Source organism: Proteus sp. G4415 (genome assembly GCF_963896075.1).
Taxonomy (GTDB): domain Bacteria; phylum Pseudomonadota; class Gammaproteobacteria; order Enterobacterales; family Enterobacteriaceae; genus Proteus; species Proteus mirabilis.
The window spans coordinates 13,176-27,233 of the sequence record NZ_CAWQOK010000070.1 but is presented as its reverse complement, the minus strand read 5'-3'; the positions used below and the strand labels follow the sequence as shown (position 1 = coordinate 27,233).

Genomic DNA, 14,058 nt, shown 5'->3' with positions numbered 1-14,058 from the left:
ACTAGAGTCAGTCGGCGCTAATTCTTTCTGGCGTTCAGTTTTGCTTATTTCTAATAAACTGATATAGCGCTTACCTATTATTTTTAAAGCAATGAGTTATGGCATAACAATGATGAGAAATGTAAAAAACGATTTTGATGCAGTCATTGCCGGTGGTGGCATGATTGGCGCAGCCGTTGCCATTGGGCTGGCGCAAGAAGGGTTGCGTGTTGCAATGGTAGAACGGCAATCTCCAGCACCTTTTGATGCCTCATCTCATCCTGATATTCGTATTTCTGCGATCAGCTGCGCGTCCGTTAGTTTATTAAAACAGCTAGGTGCATGGCAACATGTTTTAGCGATGCGCAGTGCGCCATACCTAACCCTCGAAACATGGGAAGAAGATAATGCCCATGTTATTTTTGATGCCAAAAGTCTTGGTTTACCTGAATTAGGTTATATGGTTGAAAATCGCATTTTGCAATTGGCATTGTGGCAAGAAGCAGAACGTTATAGCAATATCACTTTATTATGCCCAAATAGTCTAAGTAACATGAAATACTTAGATAATAAATGGCAAGTCACGCTTGCTGATGGTCAGGAAATCACCACTCAGTTAGTTGTAGGGGCCGATGGGGCTAATTCGCAAGTGCGTCAAATGGCAGGGATTGGCAGTAATGGTTGGCAGTATCGTCAATCCTGTATGTTAATCACCGTGAAAACGCAATTGCCACCAGAAAAGGGTACATGGCAACGCTTTTACCCTTCAGGGCCACGGGCTTATTTGCCTCTGTTTGATAATTGGGCTTGCTTAGTTTGGTATGATTCTCCGCAGAGAATTAGAAAGCTACAAACGATGTCAATGGCACAGTTAGAAAAAGAAATCGAACATGCTTTCCCTGAACGCTTAGGCAAAGTGACACCTATTGCAGCAGGCTCTTTCCCATTAACTCGTCAGCATGCTAGTCGTTATGTTGATAATGGTGTGATTTTAGTGGGGGATGCGGCACATACTATTAATCCATTAGCAGGACAGGGGGTTAACCTCGGTTATCGTGATGTGGATTGCTTGCTTAATTTAGTGGCGCAAGCGAAACAGCATTTTGAACCTTGGCATTCAATGGCATTGTTAAAAAAATATCAGCGCCGTCGTATGCCTGATAATATGCTGATGCAGGCAGGAATGGATCTCTTTTACCACGCTTTTAGCCATCAATTACCAGGCTTAAAATTAGCCAGAAATATCGGATTATTAGCTGCGCAGCATGCAGGAAAAGCGAAAGAAGCCGCGCTACGTTATGCTTTAGGGATTAAATGATGAGCAATGCGATGATCTGAATTGTCTTCATCGATCATCGCATTAGGTTTAAGCCTTTAAGTGCTTAGCATGAAAGGCTATATGTTCACCGATAAAACTCGCGACAAAATAGTAACTGTGGTCGTAGCCTTGATGTAAATTTAAACAGCACGCAAACTGTTTTTTATCACACACTTGTGCTAAACGTTCTGGCTGTAGTTGCTGTTGGTAAAAAGGATCATCAAGACCGACATCCACTCGTATGGGCACTGTCTGTTGTGTTTTATTCAGTAATTCAATCGTGTCATATTGTTGCCATTGTGCCATATCGTCGCCTAAATAAGCGCTGAAGGCTTTTTGTCCCCAAGGGACTTGGGTTGGTGCAACAATGGGTGAAAACGCTGAAATACTGCAATAGCGAGACAAATTACGCAAACCAATCATCAATGCACCATGTCCCCCCATTGAATGTCCACTAATAGCACGTCGCTCATTGGCAGGAAAATGTGTCTCAATCAATTTAGGGAGTTCATTAACAATGTAGTCATACATTTTATAATGACTATTCCAAGGTGCTTGTGTGGCATTCAGATAAAAACTAGCACCTTGTCCTAAATCATAAGCACTATCATCAGCCACATTTTCACCACGAGGGCTAGTATCAGGTACCACTAAAATAACACCGTGTTGCGCAGCATATTGCTGTGCTCCGGCTTTGGTAATGAAGTTTTGTTCATTACAAGTTAATCCAGATAACCAATATAAAACCGGATATTTTTGCCCATCTTCCATAGGCGGGAGATAGATAGCAAATTTCATCTCACAATTGAGGGTGGTAGAGGTGTGTTGATAAACCTCTTGCCAACCGCCAAAACAGGCATGGCGTTCAATGTTGTTCATTTTGACTCCTTAACAACAAAGTCAGACCTATTTGCTAATAGGCCTGAGAGTGATTAATCGAAATGAATAACAGTTCTAATTGATTTACCTTCATGCATTAAATCAAAGGCTTCATTTATTTTTTCAAGAGGTAAAGTGTGGGTCACAAAAGGTTTGAGTTCGATTTTCCCATTCATTGCATCTTCAACCATATTGGGTAGTTGGCTACGACCTTTTACTCCGCCAAATGCAGTCCCTTTCCATGAACGACCTGTGACGAGTTGGAAAGGGCGTGTTGAGATCTCTTGTCCTGCCCCCGCAACACCAATAATGATAGATTGCCCCCAACCACGGTGAGCACTCTCTAGAGCGGCTCTCATCACATTGACGTTACCAATACACTCAAAAGTATGATCAACGCCCCACTGAGTCATTTCAACCAGTACTTCTTGAATAGGTTTGTCATAATCATTGGGATTTAAACAGTCTGTGGCACCAAATTGGCGTGCTAATGCAAATTTTTCAGGATTAGTATCAATCGCAAAAATACGGCCTGCTTTGGCTTGTCTAGCGCCTTGCAGTACAGCAAGACCAATGCCACCTAAACCAAATACAGCCACCGAGTCACCTTCTTGTACTTTTGCCGTATTATGTACAGCACCAATACCTGTTGTCACGCCACAACCAAGTAAGCAGACTTCTTCATGGTTGGCTTGTGGATTGATTTTAGCGAGTGATACTTCAGCTACTACCGTATACTCACTAAAGGTAGAGCAACCCATATAGTGATAAATAGGTTGTCCATTATAGGAAAAGCGCGTTGTGCCATCAGGCATTAAGCCTTTACCTTGGGTTGCTCTTACTGCTACACAGAGATTCGTTTTGCCTGATTTACAAAATAGGCATTCGCCACATTCTGCTGTATAGAGAGGGATCACGTGATCACCCGGTTTGACACTGGTGACGCCTTCACCTACTTCAACCACCACCCCCGCGCCTTCATGACCTAAAATGGCAGGGAAAACACCTTCAGGATCATCACCTGAAAGGGTAAAGGCATCAGTATGGCATACGCCAGTGTGACTAATTTTAATCAATACCTCACCTGCTTGAGGTGGCATCACATCAACTTCAACAATTTTTAAAGGCTCTCCTGGTCCAAAGGCGACCGCAGCACGAGATTTCATAATGATATCCTTGTTGTTATTAGCGCAGGTAAGTGCGTATTAGTGAGATTGCATCATCAACGGAATTTTTTTGATCTTCAGGAGAAGCGACGGCATCCATTAGACCTTCACGTAAATGACTTTCGAGTACGCCCGCCATCAGGCCATTGATAGCACCCCGAATGGCAGCAATTTGCTGTAAAACTTGGCCGCATTCATTTTCGTTTTCAAGGGCGGTTTCTAATGCCAAAATTTGCCCTTTGATTTTTCTTACACGGGTTAACGCGGCTTTTTTTTCTGCTGGTGAGTGTGGCATATATAATCCTTAAATATACTATGGGGGAGTATAGTATTGGTATGAATATATGTACAGCTTGATCAAAAAATAACGTTACGATGAGTCTATGTAGATTATCGAGCAAACAATGATAAGTATGAGAGTAATGAGGAAATAGACAAGGCGTCAGCGTGTTGATAAAGGGTGAGAGTGAGGGGATATTTAAGGCTAAAAACAAAAAAGACCCGCCATAGCGAGTCTTGTTTGTTGATTTTAGTTAGTGTTTGACACTATTAATCAATGGTGCGGGAGGCGAGACTTGAACTCGCACACCTTGCGGCGCCAGAACCTAAATCTGGTGCGTCTACCAATTTCGCCACTCCCGCAACAACCTTTGAGAAAAAAAGACTCGTTTAACGAGTCTCTCTTTCAGAATATGGCTGGGGTACCTGGATTCGAACCAGGGCATGCCAGGATCAAAACCTGGTGCCTTACCGCTTGGCGATACCCCAAAATGGTGGCTATGACGGGATTCGAACCTGTGACCCCAACATTATGAGTGTTGTGCTCTAACCAGCTGAGCTACATAGCCAATAGGAGATAATTTCTCACTATTTATTGAATTTAGCAGAAATATGGCTGGGGTACCAGGATTCGAACCTGGGAATGCCAGGATCAAAACCTGGTGCCTTACCGCTTGGCGATACCCCATCCGCTAATTCAATTGTCAACACGCATATTATCTATCAGGAAAATGGCTGGGGTACCTGGATTCGAACCAGGGTATGCCAGGATCAAAACCTGGTGCCTTACCGCTTGGCGATACCCCACCTGATAAATTGACGACGGTTAAAATGGTGCGGGAGGCGAGACTTGAACTCGCACACCTTGCGGCGCCAGAACCTAAATCTGGTGCGTCTACCAATTTCGCCACTCCCGCAAAAAAGATGGTGGCTATGACGGGATTCGAACCTGTGACCCCAACATTATGAGTGTTGTGCTCTAACCAGCTGAGCTACATAGCCATCTTTTTTTTGCATAACCTTCGTCGGCGTTGCGGGGCGCATTATGCGTATTACAGACAAATCCGTCAACTGCTTTTTGCATTAATTTTCGAGAAAAGTGTTCGTTTGCTCGCTGGTTAATCATTTTGTCGAAAAAAGATCCAAAAAACAACCTTATTGATGAAAAATCTTACTAAGTAAATAACAACAGATTGTCTGAATAAAAAGAAAAAACAGCCTAATAGGTGATAATTTGATAGCACAGGGAAGGGGATATTGCGGTGTGGTGGTGACATAATAAAACAACGCACAGTTATTTTAGCTGCACGTTGTTTTTTAAACAAAGATGACTGGTTGAAATTTATCCTAAAATTAATCTTAATTGAGATAAATAACAGCCTTCATTTAAAAATCCGTTTTATTGTAACAAAAAGATTATTTGTCGAATAAATATTGTAGTAACTCTCCATTAAGCATTGCTCGCTTGGTAAGTGCAAATGCCCCAATGGCTGAGCGATGATCAAGTTCGGAGATAACAACAGGAAGCGCTTCTCTAAACTCTTTTAATACTTGGGTATTAATGCAACTTTGGATCGACGGTAGTAATATTTCAGCCGCTTCGGTCACTTCTCCTGCCAGAACCACTTTTTGTGGGTTAAATAGGTTAATTGCAATGGCGATGGCTTTACCTAGATGAAGACCCACTTGTTTAATGGTTTCAACAGCGAGGGGATCGTTTTTTACCGCTGCATCGCATATATCTTGAATTTGGCATTGTGTTGCAGATAAATGCTGGCTGGGATAGCCTTGTTCAAGTTGGTAGCGGACTTTAGCTTCTATTGCGCTATTGGACGCAATGGTCTCTAAACAACCAAAGTTACCACAGTGGCAACGCTCTCCTAATGGATCTATTTGGATATGACCAATTTCACCAAGATTACCACGCTGGTTGAGCAAAATTTTGTTGTTGATAATAACACCAGCCCCTGCGCCACGATGAATACGAACCAAGATAGAATCTTCACAATCTCTGGTGGCACCAAAATAGTTTTCTGCTAAGGCGAGACTCCGAATATCATGGCCCGCATAGCAAGGCAGATCAAAGTGTTTTTCTAAGTTATCAACGAGTGCCCAGTTATTTACCTTCATATGAGGCATATAGTGGACAATGCCTTTATTAGGATCAACTAACCCGGGCAAGATAATTGAAATTGAAATAAGCTCATTAATACGACGTTGATTTTGTTTAATAAAATCATCAATAGCATTAATAAGCAAGGTTTCAACTTCTTGTTGGGTGCTTTGTTCTAAAGGGTAGTGTTGCTCTACTAAGGCTTTGCCACTGAGATCATAAAGAGCAACAGTGGCATCATTGCGTCCTAATCGGACGCTGACGGTATTAAAACGGCGATGTTCCACAACAATGGATATTGCGCGACGACCTCCGGTTGAAGCCTGTTGATCAACTTCTTTAATCAAGCCACGTTCAAGAAGCTGACGAGTAATTTTAGTGACACTGGCAGGGGCGAGTTGGCTCTGCTCGGCGATTTGAATACGAGAAATCGGCCCGTGTTGATCAATGAGCCGATATACAATCGCACTGTTAAGTTGCTTAACAAGATCGATATTGCCAATTTGCGTTTCAGTGTTGTTGTGACTCATCAGCATTTACATCCATTAGTTATCTGTTATTTCAATACCATTGACAAATGTTGTGCAAAGGTTGAAGTCCTTATCAAAAGAAGCAATATTTGCTATTTTACCTGCTTCAATTGTACCGAGTTCGTTATCTGCACCAATCGCACGGGCAGGGTAAAGTGTTGCCATACGCAACGTTTCATCTAATGGAATACCAACATGAAGTACACTATTTTTAATAGCGTCAATCATCGTGAGTGATGAACCACTTAATGTACCGTCCGCATCCACACACAGCCCATTGCGATAATATATCGTTTTTCCAGCAAAAACGAAGCTATCCATCTCATTTTTATTTGGATCAAGCCCCGCAGGAGCTGTCGCATCTGTCACTAATAACAGTTTTTCACCTTTTAAGCGCTTACTGTTACGGATATTTGCCCATGAAACATGTAAACCATCGGCAATGATCCCTGCGTAAACCTCAGGGGTATCATAAATTGCCCCTACAAGACCCGGGCCACGACCTGAAATATAAGGCATTGCATTATAAAGGTGAGTCGACAATGAAATACCGTTACGAAAGCCTTTACGCGCTTCTTCATAGGTGGCATTTGAGTGGCCTGCAGAAACAACAATACCTGCTGTGATTAATTGACGAACATATTTTTCATCGACCATTTCTGGTGCGAGTGTAATTTTAGCGATGACATCAGCGTTATCACACAAATAGTCAATCATCTGTGCACTTGGTTGACGAATAAATTGAGGATCATGTGTCCCTTTTTTAATGATATTGATATAAGGGCCTTCTAAATGTAATCCCAACACTTTATTTTGGTGTTTTTGCATATAAGCGCGAGTTGCTTCAATGCCTATTTTCATCAATTCATCAGAACAGGTAATTAATGTTGGTAAATAGCTAGTACAGCCTAAGCGTTCATTGGCTTTTTGCATAATCTCTAGCGTTTTTACTGTGACATTTTCCGCGGTGTCATTAAATTGTACACCGCCACAGCCATTGACTTGTAAATCAATAAAACCGGGGGAGACAATCGCACCTTGCATATCACGAGTGGCTATATCTTTTGGTAGTTGATCCTGTGGGCAAACCTGCTCAATACGTGACCCGTTAATAATAATGGCGTGATCTTCTAAACGGTCATAACCTGTATAAATAACAGCATTTGTTAAGGCAAACATACCTTTGTCTCCTAATATAAGGGAAGTCAATCTAAAAAACCGATATCAGCCAGCAAACTCTGGCTGATAAGTAAGATAGCTTAGTTTTTCCACTACTTATTGTAGGTACTTAATTTACTAAACTTAGTCTTGGTATTGCTGGCGCTCTTGCGCTTCAATTTGTTGAAAATAACGCAGTGTTTTCACGCGCAGTTCCATTGTTGCCGGATCATCACAGACTAAAATTGCTTTAGGGTGTAATTGTACGCAAGAGATAGTCCATAGATGATTAACAGCACCTTCTGTTGCCACCTGTACTGCTTGAGCCTTATTGATGCCAGTCGCTAAAATCATTAACTCTTCTGCATCTAATAATGTCCCTACACCGACAGTTAGCGCATATTTAGGCACTTTATTGATATCGTTGTCGAAGAATCGTGAATTAGCGAGACGAGTATCTTCAGTCAGTGTTTTCATCCGTGTACGAGAAGCGAGTGATGAGGCGGGTTCATTAAAAGCGATATGACCATCATTACCAACACCTCCCATAAACAGATTGATTTTGCCATAAGACTTTATTTTCGCCTCATAACGTGCACATTCTGCTTGTGGATCTGTTGCATTACCGTTTAATAAATTGATATTTTCATCTTTAATATCAATATGATTAAAAAAGTTCTCATACATAAAAGTACGATAACTTTGTGGGTGATCTGCTGGAATGCCAACATATTCGTCCATATTGAAGGTGACAACATGCTGGAAACTTACTTTACCTGCACGATGTAGTTCAATTAGCGCTTTGTACGTTGCTAATGGTGTACCACCAGTAGGTAAACCAAGAACAAAAGGACGATCGGCGCTTGGCGCAAATGCGTTAATTTTCTCAACGATATAATTAGCCGACCATTTTCCCACTTGCTGTGCCGTGGATAGGGGGATTAACCTCATAATAACCTCATAGAAAAAAGACAAATCTGACAATCAAGTTACATACTATTTCAATGCGTGATTATCAGTGACTCATCTATAACACGAATTGCTTTTCATTTTTAGTCAATGAAGACATCAATCCTTCAAAAGATATTTTTAATCATAAAATAAGCTTTCTGACTTAGCCAGCATTTAAGCTAAAAAATATCCTATATAGGTGACTTTAATCACAAATTAGCACTAATTAATTTGCGATACAAAATAATTTTTTTAGACTAAAAATGGAATTAAATAATTAACTCATCAATAAATATAAATGAGTATAAATAAGATCCCAAATAGGGGTTATCCAAGGGGGAGTGTGTGAATATTTTAAGTTATCTGCAAAAGATAGGACGGGCATTGATGGTGCCCGTTGCGACATTGCCTGCTGCAGCAATTCTGATGGGAATAGGCTACTGGATTGATCCGGTAGGCTGGGGAAACGATAATGCGCTAGCTGCTTTACTGATCAAATCAGGTGCTGCCATTATCGATAATATGTCAGTATTGTTTGCGATAGGTGTTGCTTATGGTATGTCAAAAGACAAAGACGGGGCGGCGGCCTTAACTGGCTTTGTCGGCTTTTTAGTGGTGACTACACTTTGTTCACCTGCTGCGGTATCGATGATCAAAGGTCTACCACTTGCAGAAGTGCCTGTGGCTTTTGGTAAAATAAACAACCAGTTTGTCGGTATTCTGGTTGGGGTACTTTCAGCTGAGCTGTATAACCGCTTTAGCAGTGTCGAATTACCTCGTGCATTATCATTTTTTAGTGGTCGTCGCTTAGTGCCGATCCTCACGTCATTCTTGATGATTATCGTCGCCTTTATTCTAATGTATATCTGGCCGGTAATTTACGGCGGCTTAGTGAGCTTTGGTGAAAGCATTAAAGATATGGGGGCTTTGGGCGCCGGTATTTATGCTTTCTTTAACCGCCTATTAATTCCTGTTGGTTTACACCATGCGCTGAACTCTGTGTTCTGGTTTGATGTGGCAGGTATTAATGATATTCCTAACTTCCTTGCTGGTCAGCAAGCGATTGATGCGGGCTTGGCAACGGTCGGTGTGACAGGACGTTATCAAGCAGGTTTCTTCCCAGTTATGATGTTTGGTTTACCAGGGGCAGCACTGGCTATTTATCATTGTGCGCGCAAAGAGCATAAAGCAAAAGTTGCGGGTATCATGATGGCTGGGGCATTTGCGGCATTCTTTACGGGGATCACTGAACCGCTTGAATTCTCCTTTATGTTTGTTGCTCCAGTGCTTTATGTTATTCACGCATTCTTAATGGCGATTTCTGTTTATATTGCCGCAAGTATGGAGTGGATTTCAGGCTTTGGCTTTAGTGCGGGCCTTGTGGATATGTTCTTATCTTCACGCAACCCTCTGGCGGTTAAATGGTATATGTTGATTGTGCAAGGTATCGCATTCTTCTTCATTTACTATGGTATTTTCCGTTTCACTATTACTAAATTTAACCTGAAAACACCGGGTCGTGAAGATGAAGTGGCGGGGGATGAAACCGCAGACGGCTATGATGAAGATATCAAAGCCGTCCCCACTAATAGCAAAGAAGCAGTGCAACAAGAAGCACGTCAATATATCGCTGCAGTTGGTGGCTCAGATAACTTAACTGGTATTGATGCTTGTATTACTCGTTTACGTTTAAATGTAAAAGATGCCAGTGTAGTCAACGATGCTTACGCAAAACACCTAGGTGCTTCAGGGGTTATTCGCTTAAATAAACAGAGTGTTCAAGTGATTGTGGGCACACGGGCTGAAATTGTTGCAAGTGCCATGCGTGATGTATTAGCACAAGGCCCAGTTGCCGCTTATGCTGGTAGACATACAGATAACGCGGTATCGACAGAAAAAACATCAGAAAAACAGACTAATAATGATGCCAAAGTCATTCTTGAAATGGTCGCGCCATTTGATGGTGAAGTGGTTGCATTAAAAGATGTGCCTGATGAAGCTTTCTCAAGCGGTGTCGTGGGAGATGGTCTTGCTATTAAACCCACATCAAATATTGTGATGGCACCTGCTGCCGGTACGGTAGTAAAAATCTTTGATACTAACCACGCATTTTGCATTGAAACGGATAACGGTGTTGAGATTATCGTCCATATGGGGATTGATACGGTCGCATTAGGAGGAAAAGGCTTTAAACGTCTGGTTGAAGAAGGTACAGAGGTTAAACTCGGCCAGCCTATCTTAGAGCTAGATCTTGAGTATTTAAACACTAATGCTAAATCAATGATAAGTCCGGTTATCATCAGTAATATCGATGACTTTGATAAAGTGAGTGATATTGCATCCGGTCAAGTGACGGCAAATAACACCATAATCTATAAAGTATTAAAATAAATATCATATAGATATTTAATCCTCTATAAAGAGATGGTTAAATAAGACGATAAAACGGGGAGTGTTGTCTACTTCCCGTTTTTTTATCCCTATCTTGATAAATATCTCTGCGCTCTCTTTCGCTAGGGTATTTATGAAACCTGCTTATTGGATTATAGTGGTGTTCGTTTTTTTGTATTATAAATCAATGTCATACATATCGATACTCACAATCACTCACTATTAACTCACAATTCAACGTAGCCATTACCTCTATCATCAAGGTATTTATCTGTCATTCTCATAGATTTGTGGCCAAGTATTTTCTTTGCAAACTCAGCACTTTTTTCTTCTTCATATAATCTTGCAGATAAACTTCTAATTTCATGAAATGTTGGTTTATTTTCCAAATACTCAGGTAGGGCTTCGATAAACTTACCTCTTAATGTTTTTGCTGTGGTATTGCCACAGATTTTATCTGAGTTCCTATTCATGAGATTTAAAACATCTTTAATAGAATAACCAATAGACTCAAGTCTTAATGAGAGTGGTATTGCTACTTTAGAACCTGTTTTTATTTGGGTGACATACAGCCTATCATTTTTTATATCATCCCACTTCATATTGATAATATCGCTAATGCGCTGAGCTGTAAGGGCCGCTAGTAGAAACATATGCCTATATTTGTCATTTGTGTGCTCCAAGGCGTATTTAAACTCTTCTAGCGATAACCTTGATCGCTGAACGCTTGTTTTTGGCGGCTTTGTCACGGAAACGGGATTTTCCTTTATCACACCATCCGCAATGGCTTCATTAAAAGCATCTAGCATAGTGGACCTTAGTAATTTTGCCATTGCCTTTTTAGGGTACTCTGAAATAAATGTGGCTACATCTCTTGGTGTTACATTCTCAATTGGACAGTCATTAAAGTGTAATTTGATTAACTTTATTCTTGATTCGTAATCGTAGAGCGTCTTCTCTTTTAACCCCCGGCTGTTTACCTTCCCCCTATAAGTATCAAGCCACTCATGCAATGTTACACAGTGAACATTATTAATTCTGTCAACTAATGGCTCTTTAGGTTTATAAATAGCTAAATTGGCTTGTATGGCTTCGGTTATTGCCAATGATTTGTTTGAGCCAACAGAAAATTCCTTTTTAGTTCTTACATCCCTGTAATAGTAAATCCCTTTACGCAAATACAAGTTAGGCGGTAAACCCTTGTTCTTTGCACTTCTGCTTCTGCCCATTAATTTTCTCCATTAAATATTGCGGTTCCCTTACCATTTTGTCATTTGTTAGAATTGTCCACGGCTCTAACTCATATTCTCTACCAACCTTTTCTGGAGCAGGGTATAACCTACCTTCCTTTATATAGCGAGATAATTGCCGTTGACTTCTAGGGTTAGCGAAATATTTATTATTCCATTCTGATAATGTAATTCGTTTCATTGATTATTCTCCGTATCCTTCATCATTAAAAAAACTTCCATAGCGCCACGGTATGGGTTTTTATTTACTGACATGAAGTCATAATCAAGGCAGTCAGTTGTCCATTTATTAGAATGGTACATTGGTGATAACCCTATTTTATTTTCAATAATAATCGGCATTGCGTCTGATGGGTTATTGCATGGGTCGAAAGGCGTTGCATCCATATCATCAAACAAAACTATTTCAGTGTGTTCGTATGCAATTGTGTTTAATTTAAGACTCTCAGCAACCTTTTTATTAACCTCGAAGTCAGAGAGTTCGGTGTATTTATTCATTATCATCTCCTAGTATTTCATTAATAGTATTTCTGATGTCAATTAAGTCTTGTTTTGTCACATCTATATTCCAAGATGGAGTATGTAAAACAAAGCAATCTTTTGTTGTAGGTTCAATCTCAATACAATCTTTGTAATTTTCTAAGCCAGCATAATATTTATCTTTCATTCCATACCTCTCCACAAACAACTTTAACATTCCTCACTGACATTAAATATTCAGCACGTTTATTGCATTCCGATTGCGTGTATATATCTTCCGTTACAGGTACAGTAGAACCCTGTATTAGCATGAGTAATACATATCCAATTATTTGCATGGTTGTTTAATCTAAAATAAATAGAGGGTAAATATCGTCTTTTATTTCTGGGTTTTTATTATTAAATTCTACCCATTCATTTAATACTGTCTGAGATACGGTTAAATCCAGATGCCTTTGCATTCCTGTGTGTCTGGCAAATGCTACTGGCTCTAAATCATTAATTCGTTCTATTTCATTACAAACGTCAATTATTTCTTGCCAATTGTGTTCATCAATACCTTTGCCTGAGTTTATTTTATTTTTTAAATGTTTTGCTATTTCTAATATATTCTTATTCATTTTTTATTTTCACTCCGTTATCTAATAATGAAATTTCACATGCTGATATTCCACTATTATATCCATCAGTGAAAAAATCATAATTTCCTTTATTCTTTTCTCTTTCTGGTAGGTCTAATACGAGTGAGTCGCGTGATGCTTGCCATACATCGAATAGATTTATCGTTGATGATTTATTCTTACTGCGCCACTCTTCAAACTGCTGTCTTGATTTATCCATGCCTGCTCCTGAATTTTAGGTATAAAAAACCCTGCTAGTGCAGGGCCATATGCTATAATGAGTCAATTTCTATCTCTAGTCTTTCTAAACTTTGAGTAAATTGATTACAACTACTTATAACTGATTCTAGAGTATCATTCAGTGATTCAATTGGTTTTTTATCTATTAATCTATGACCAAGCAATATTGAGTCAAATAGCGTATTATAAGAACATATAATATGTTTTTGAAAAATCTCTATAACATCAGATGGTAGGTGCTCGCTACATAATATTAATGACTCCTCTAATTTTTCTGTGTTTATTTTATATATTCCATATGTTTTTGGATTTACTCCTTTTATGTGTTTTATTGATTGGTTGTTTAAATCTACTAATATGAAATCCACAAAATTAGTGGCTGTAACATTTACTTCATCCTTCCTTCTTTTTATTTCTTTTGATAATTCAAGCAAATCAGATATTATATTCAAGTTAACATCAGAATGATGCTTTAGCCTTATCTTTAAGTTTTTTATTTTCTCTTTTTTATTATTGTTCTTTTGCCAGATATAAACGAAGATAGTTGCTAAAATACTAAATGAAGATAAAACGCTAGCCCCAATAACAACCCAATCAACCAAATCTCTGCTATTCATACCACCTCCTTATTTAAAGCAGAAATCATACTCACATCCATGTGACTAATCCACACCTAAGAGACTGAATCAATACATATGTGGCGT

15 protein-coding genes and 7 tRNA genes are annotated in these 14,058 nt (G+C 39.7%); 2 read left to right on the top strand and 20 right to left on the bottom strand.

Going from position 1 to position 14,058, the window contains the following annotated elements; genetic code table 11:
- Positions 1-109: 109 nt before the first annotated feature.
- Positions 110-1,297 carry a 3-demethoxyubiquinol 3-hydroxylase gene (ubiF, locus tag AACU95_RS08610; protein ID WP_017827457.1) on the top strand — a complete coding sequence of 396 codons (1,188 nt, stop codon included), beginning with the start codon at positions 110-112 and terminating at the stop codon, positions 1,295-1,297.
- Between the two features lie 48 nt (positions 1,298-1,345).
- Here ubiF and fghA read toward each other — a convergent pair whose 3' ends face one another.
- From fghA to nagB, 13 genes are all read right to left on the bottom strand, one after another.
- Positions 1,346-2,176, bottom strand: a complete 831-nt coding sequence (gene fghA, locus AACU95_RS08605; RefSeq protein WP_017827456.1) for an S-formylglutathione hydrolase — start codon at positions 2,174-2,176, stop codon at positions 1,346-1,348.
- A 53-nt stretch (positions 2,177-2,229) separates the two neighbouring features.
- Positions 2,230-3,342 (bottom strand): S-(hydroxymethyl)glutathione dehydrogenase/class III alcohol dehydrogenase, encoded by a 1,113-nt coding sequence (locus AACU95_RS08600; RefSeq protein WP_004246024.1) that lies wholly within the window; start codon positions 3,340-3,342, stop codon positions 2,230-2,232.
- Positions 3,343-3,361: 19 nt separating this feature from the next.
- A complete protein-coding gene (gene frmR, locus AACU95_RS08595; RefSeq protein ID WP_004246023.1) occupies positions 3,362-3,637 on the bottom strand; it encodes a formaldehyde-responsive transcriptional repressor FrmR in 276 nt (91 codons plus the stop codon).
- A 262-nt stretch (positions 3,638-3,899) separates the two neighbouring features.
- Positions 3,900-3,984: transfer RNA gene (locus AACU95_RS08590), tRNA-Leu, on the bottom strand.
- 51 nt (positions 3,985-4,035) lie between these two features.
- Positions 4,036-4,110: transfer RNA gene (locus AACU95_RS08585), tRNA-Gln, on the bottom strand.
- A 3-nt stretch (positions 4,111-4,113) separates the two neighbouring features.
- A tRNA-Met gene (locus AACU95_RS08580) sits at positions 4,114-4,190 on the bottom strand.
- Between the two features lie 44 nt (positions 4,191-4,234).
- Positions 4,235-4,309: transfer RNA gene (locus tag AACU95_RS08575), tRNA-Gln, on the bottom strand.
- Between the two features lie 44 nt (positions 4,310-4,353).
- Positions 4,354-4,428, bottom strand: a tRNA-Gln gene (locus tag AACU95_RS08570).
- A 25-nt stretch (positions 4,429-4,453) separates the two neighbouring features.
- Positions 4,454-4,538: transfer RNA gene (locus tag AACU95_RS08565), tRNA-Leu, on the bottom strand.
- Between the two features lie 8 nt (positions 4,539-4,546).
- Positions 4,547-4,623: transfer RNA gene (locus tag AACU95_RS08560), tRNA-Met, on the bottom strand.
- 414 nt (positions 4,624-5,037) lie between these two features.
- Positions 5,038-6,270, bottom strand: coding sequence for a DNA-binding transcriptional regulator NagC (nagC, locus tag AACU95_RS08555; protein WP_004246020.1), 1,233 nt, complete (start codon positions 6,268-6,270; stop codon positions 5,038-5,040).
- 9 nt (positions 6,271-6,279) lie between these two features.
- Positions 6,280-7,443: an N-acetylglucosamine-6-phosphate deacetylase gene (gene nagA / locus AACU95_RS08550; RefSeq protein ID WP_004246019.1), complete on the bottom strand. Its 1,164-nt coding sequence runs from the start codon at positions 7,441-7,443 to the stop codon at positions 6,280-6,282.
- A 123-nt stretch (positions 7,444-7,566) separates the two neighbouring features.
- Positions 7,567-8,373 carry a glucosamine-6-phosphate deaminase gene (nagB, locus tag AACU95_RS08545; protein ID WP_004247451.1) on the bottom strand — a complete coding sequence of 269 codons (807 nt, stop codon included), beginning with the start codon at positions 8,371-8,373 and terminating at the stop codon, positions 7,567-7,569.
- Positions 8,374-8,760: 387 nt separating this feature from the next.
- Here nagB and nagE point away from each other — a divergent pair, with 387 nt between their 5' ends.
- Positions 8,761-10,764 carry an N-acetylglucosamine-specific PTS transporter subunit IIBC gene (gene nagE, locus AACU95_RS08540; protein WP_004252221.1) on the top strand — a complete coding sequence of 668 codons (2,004 nt, stop codon included), beginning with the start codon at positions 8,761-8,763 and terminating at the stop codon, positions 10,762-10,764.
- A 227-nt stretch (positions 10,765-10,991) separates the two neighbouring features.
- On the opposite strand, the gene AACU95_RS08535 is transcribed toward nagE, so the two are convergent.
- From AACU95_RS08535 to AACU95_RS08505, 7 genes are all read right to left on the bottom strand, one after another.
- Positions 10,992-11,993, bottom strand: a complete 1,002-nt coding sequence (locus tag AACU95_RS08535; RefSeq protein WP_036932466.1) for a tyrosine-type recombinase/integrase — start codon at positions 11,991-11,993, stop codon at positions 10,992-10,994.
- Positions 11,950-12,195 carry an excisionase gene (locus AACU95_RS08530; protein ID WP_012367595.1) on the bottom strand — a complete coding sequence of 82 codons (246 nt, stop codon included), beginning with the start codon at positions 12,193-12,195 and terminating at the stop codon, positions 11,950-11,952. The genes AACU95_RS08535 and AACU95_RS08530 overlap by 44 nt, the downstream gene beginning before the upstream one ends.
- The gene (locus AACU95_RS08525; RefSeq protein WP_036907939.1) at positions 12,192-12,512 is read right to left on the bottom strand and encodes a phage protein NinX family protein; all 321 of its coding nucleotides are present in this window, start codon (positions 12,510-12,512) and stop codon (positions 12,192-12,194) included. The genes AACU95_RS08530 and AACU95_RS08525 overlap by 4 nt, the downstream gene beginning before the upstream one ends.
- A complete protein-coding gene (locus AACU95_RS08520; protein ID WP_162837621.1) occupies positions 12,505-12,681 on the bottom strand; it encodes a hypothetical protein in 177 nt (58 codons plus the stop codon). Before AACU95_RS08520 ends, AACU95_RS08525 begins: the two co-directional genes overlap by 8 nt.
- A 157-nt stretch (positions 12,682-12,838) precedes the next feature.
- The gene (locus tag AACU95_RS08515) at positions 12,839-13,114 is read right to left on the bottom strand and encodes a hypothetical protein (RefSeq protein WP_036907940.1); all 276 of its coding nucleotides are present in this window, start codon (positions 13,112-13,114) and stop codon (positions 12,839-12,841) included.
- Positions 13,107-13,334, bottom strand: coding sequence for a hypothetical protein (locus AACU95_RS08510; protein WP_036907941.1), 228 nt, complete (start codon positions 13,332-13,334; stop codon positions 13,107-13,109). Before AACU95_RS08510 ends, AACU95_RS08515 begins: the two co-directional genes overlap by 8 nt.
- A 52-nt stretch (positions 13,335-13,386) precedes the next feature.
- The gene (locus AACU95_RS08505) at positions 13,387-13,971 is read right to left on the bottom strand and encodes a hypothetical protein (RefSeq protein ID WP_036907942.1); all 585 of its coding nucleotides are present in this window, start codon (positions 13,969-13,971) and stop codon (positions 13,387-13,389) included.
- Positions 13,972-14,058 lie beyond the last annotated feature (87 nt).

What these genes read in the sequence shown, in the direction of transcription:
- ubiF (WP_017827457.1), top strand. Translation starts at nt 110, where the DNA reads ATGATGAGAAATGTAAAAAACGATTTTGATGCAGTCATTGCCGGTGGT.
- nagC (WP_004246020.1), bottom strand. Translation starts at nt 6,270, where the DNA reads ATGCTGATGAGTCACAACAACACTGAAACGCAAATTGGCAATATCGAT.
- AACU95_RS08520 (WP_162837621.1), bottom strand. Translation starts at nt 12,681, where the DNA reads ATGAAAGATAAATATTATGCTGGCTTAGAAAATTACAAAGATTGTATT.
- AACU95_RS08505 (WP_036907942.1), bottom strand. Translation starts at nt 13,971, where the DNA reads ATGAATAGCAGAGATTTGGTTGATTGGGTTGTTATTGGGGCTAGCGTT.
- AACU95_RS08525 (WP_036907939.1), bottom strand. Translation starts at nt 12,512, where the DNA reads ATGAATAAATACACCGAACTCTCTGACTTCGAGGTTAATAAAAAGGTT.
- nagB (WP_004247451.1), bottom strand. Translation starts at nt 8,373, where the DNA reads ATGAGGTTAATCCCCCTATCCACGGCACAGCAAGTGGGAAAATGGTCG.
- AACU95_RS08530 (WP_012367595.1), bottom strand. Translation starts at nt 12,195, where the DNA reads ATGAAACGAATTACATTATCAGAATGGAATAATAAATATTTCGCTAAC.
- AACU95_RS08600 (WP_004246024.1), bottom strand. Translation starts at nt 3,342, where the DNA reads ATGAAATCTCGTGCTGCGGTCGCCTTTGGACCAGGAGAGCCTTTAAAA.
- fghA (WP_017827456.1), bottom strand. Translation starts at nt 2,176, where the DNA reads ATGAACAACATTGAACGCCATGCCTGTTTTGGCGGTTGGCAAGAGGTT.
- AACU95_RS08535 (WP_036932466.1), bottom strand. Translation starts at nt 11,993, where the DNA reads ATGGGCAGAAGCAGAAGTGCAAAGAACAAGGGTTTACCGCCTAACTTG.
- nagE (WP_004252221.1), top strand. Translation starts at nt 8,761, where the DNA reads ATGGTGCCCGTTGCGACATTGCCTGCTGCAGCAATTCTGATGGGAATA.
- AACU95_RS08515 (WP_036907940.1), bottom strand. Translation starts at nt 13,114, where the DNA reads ATGAATAAGAATATATTAGAAATAGCAAAACATTTAAAAAATAAAATA.
- frmR (WP_004246023.1), bottom strand. Translation starts at nt 3,637, where the DNA reads ATGCCACACTCACCAGCAGAAAAAAAAGCCGCGTTAACCCGTGTAAGA.
- AACU95_RS08510 (WP_036907941.1), bottom strand. Translation starts at nt 13,334, where the DNA reads ATGGATAAATCAAGACAGCAGTTTGAAGAGTGGCGCAGTAAGAATAAA.
- nagA (WP_004246019.1), bottom strand. Translation starts at nt 7,443, where the DNA reads ATGTTTGCCTTAACAAATGCTGTTATTTATACAGGTTATGACCGTTTA.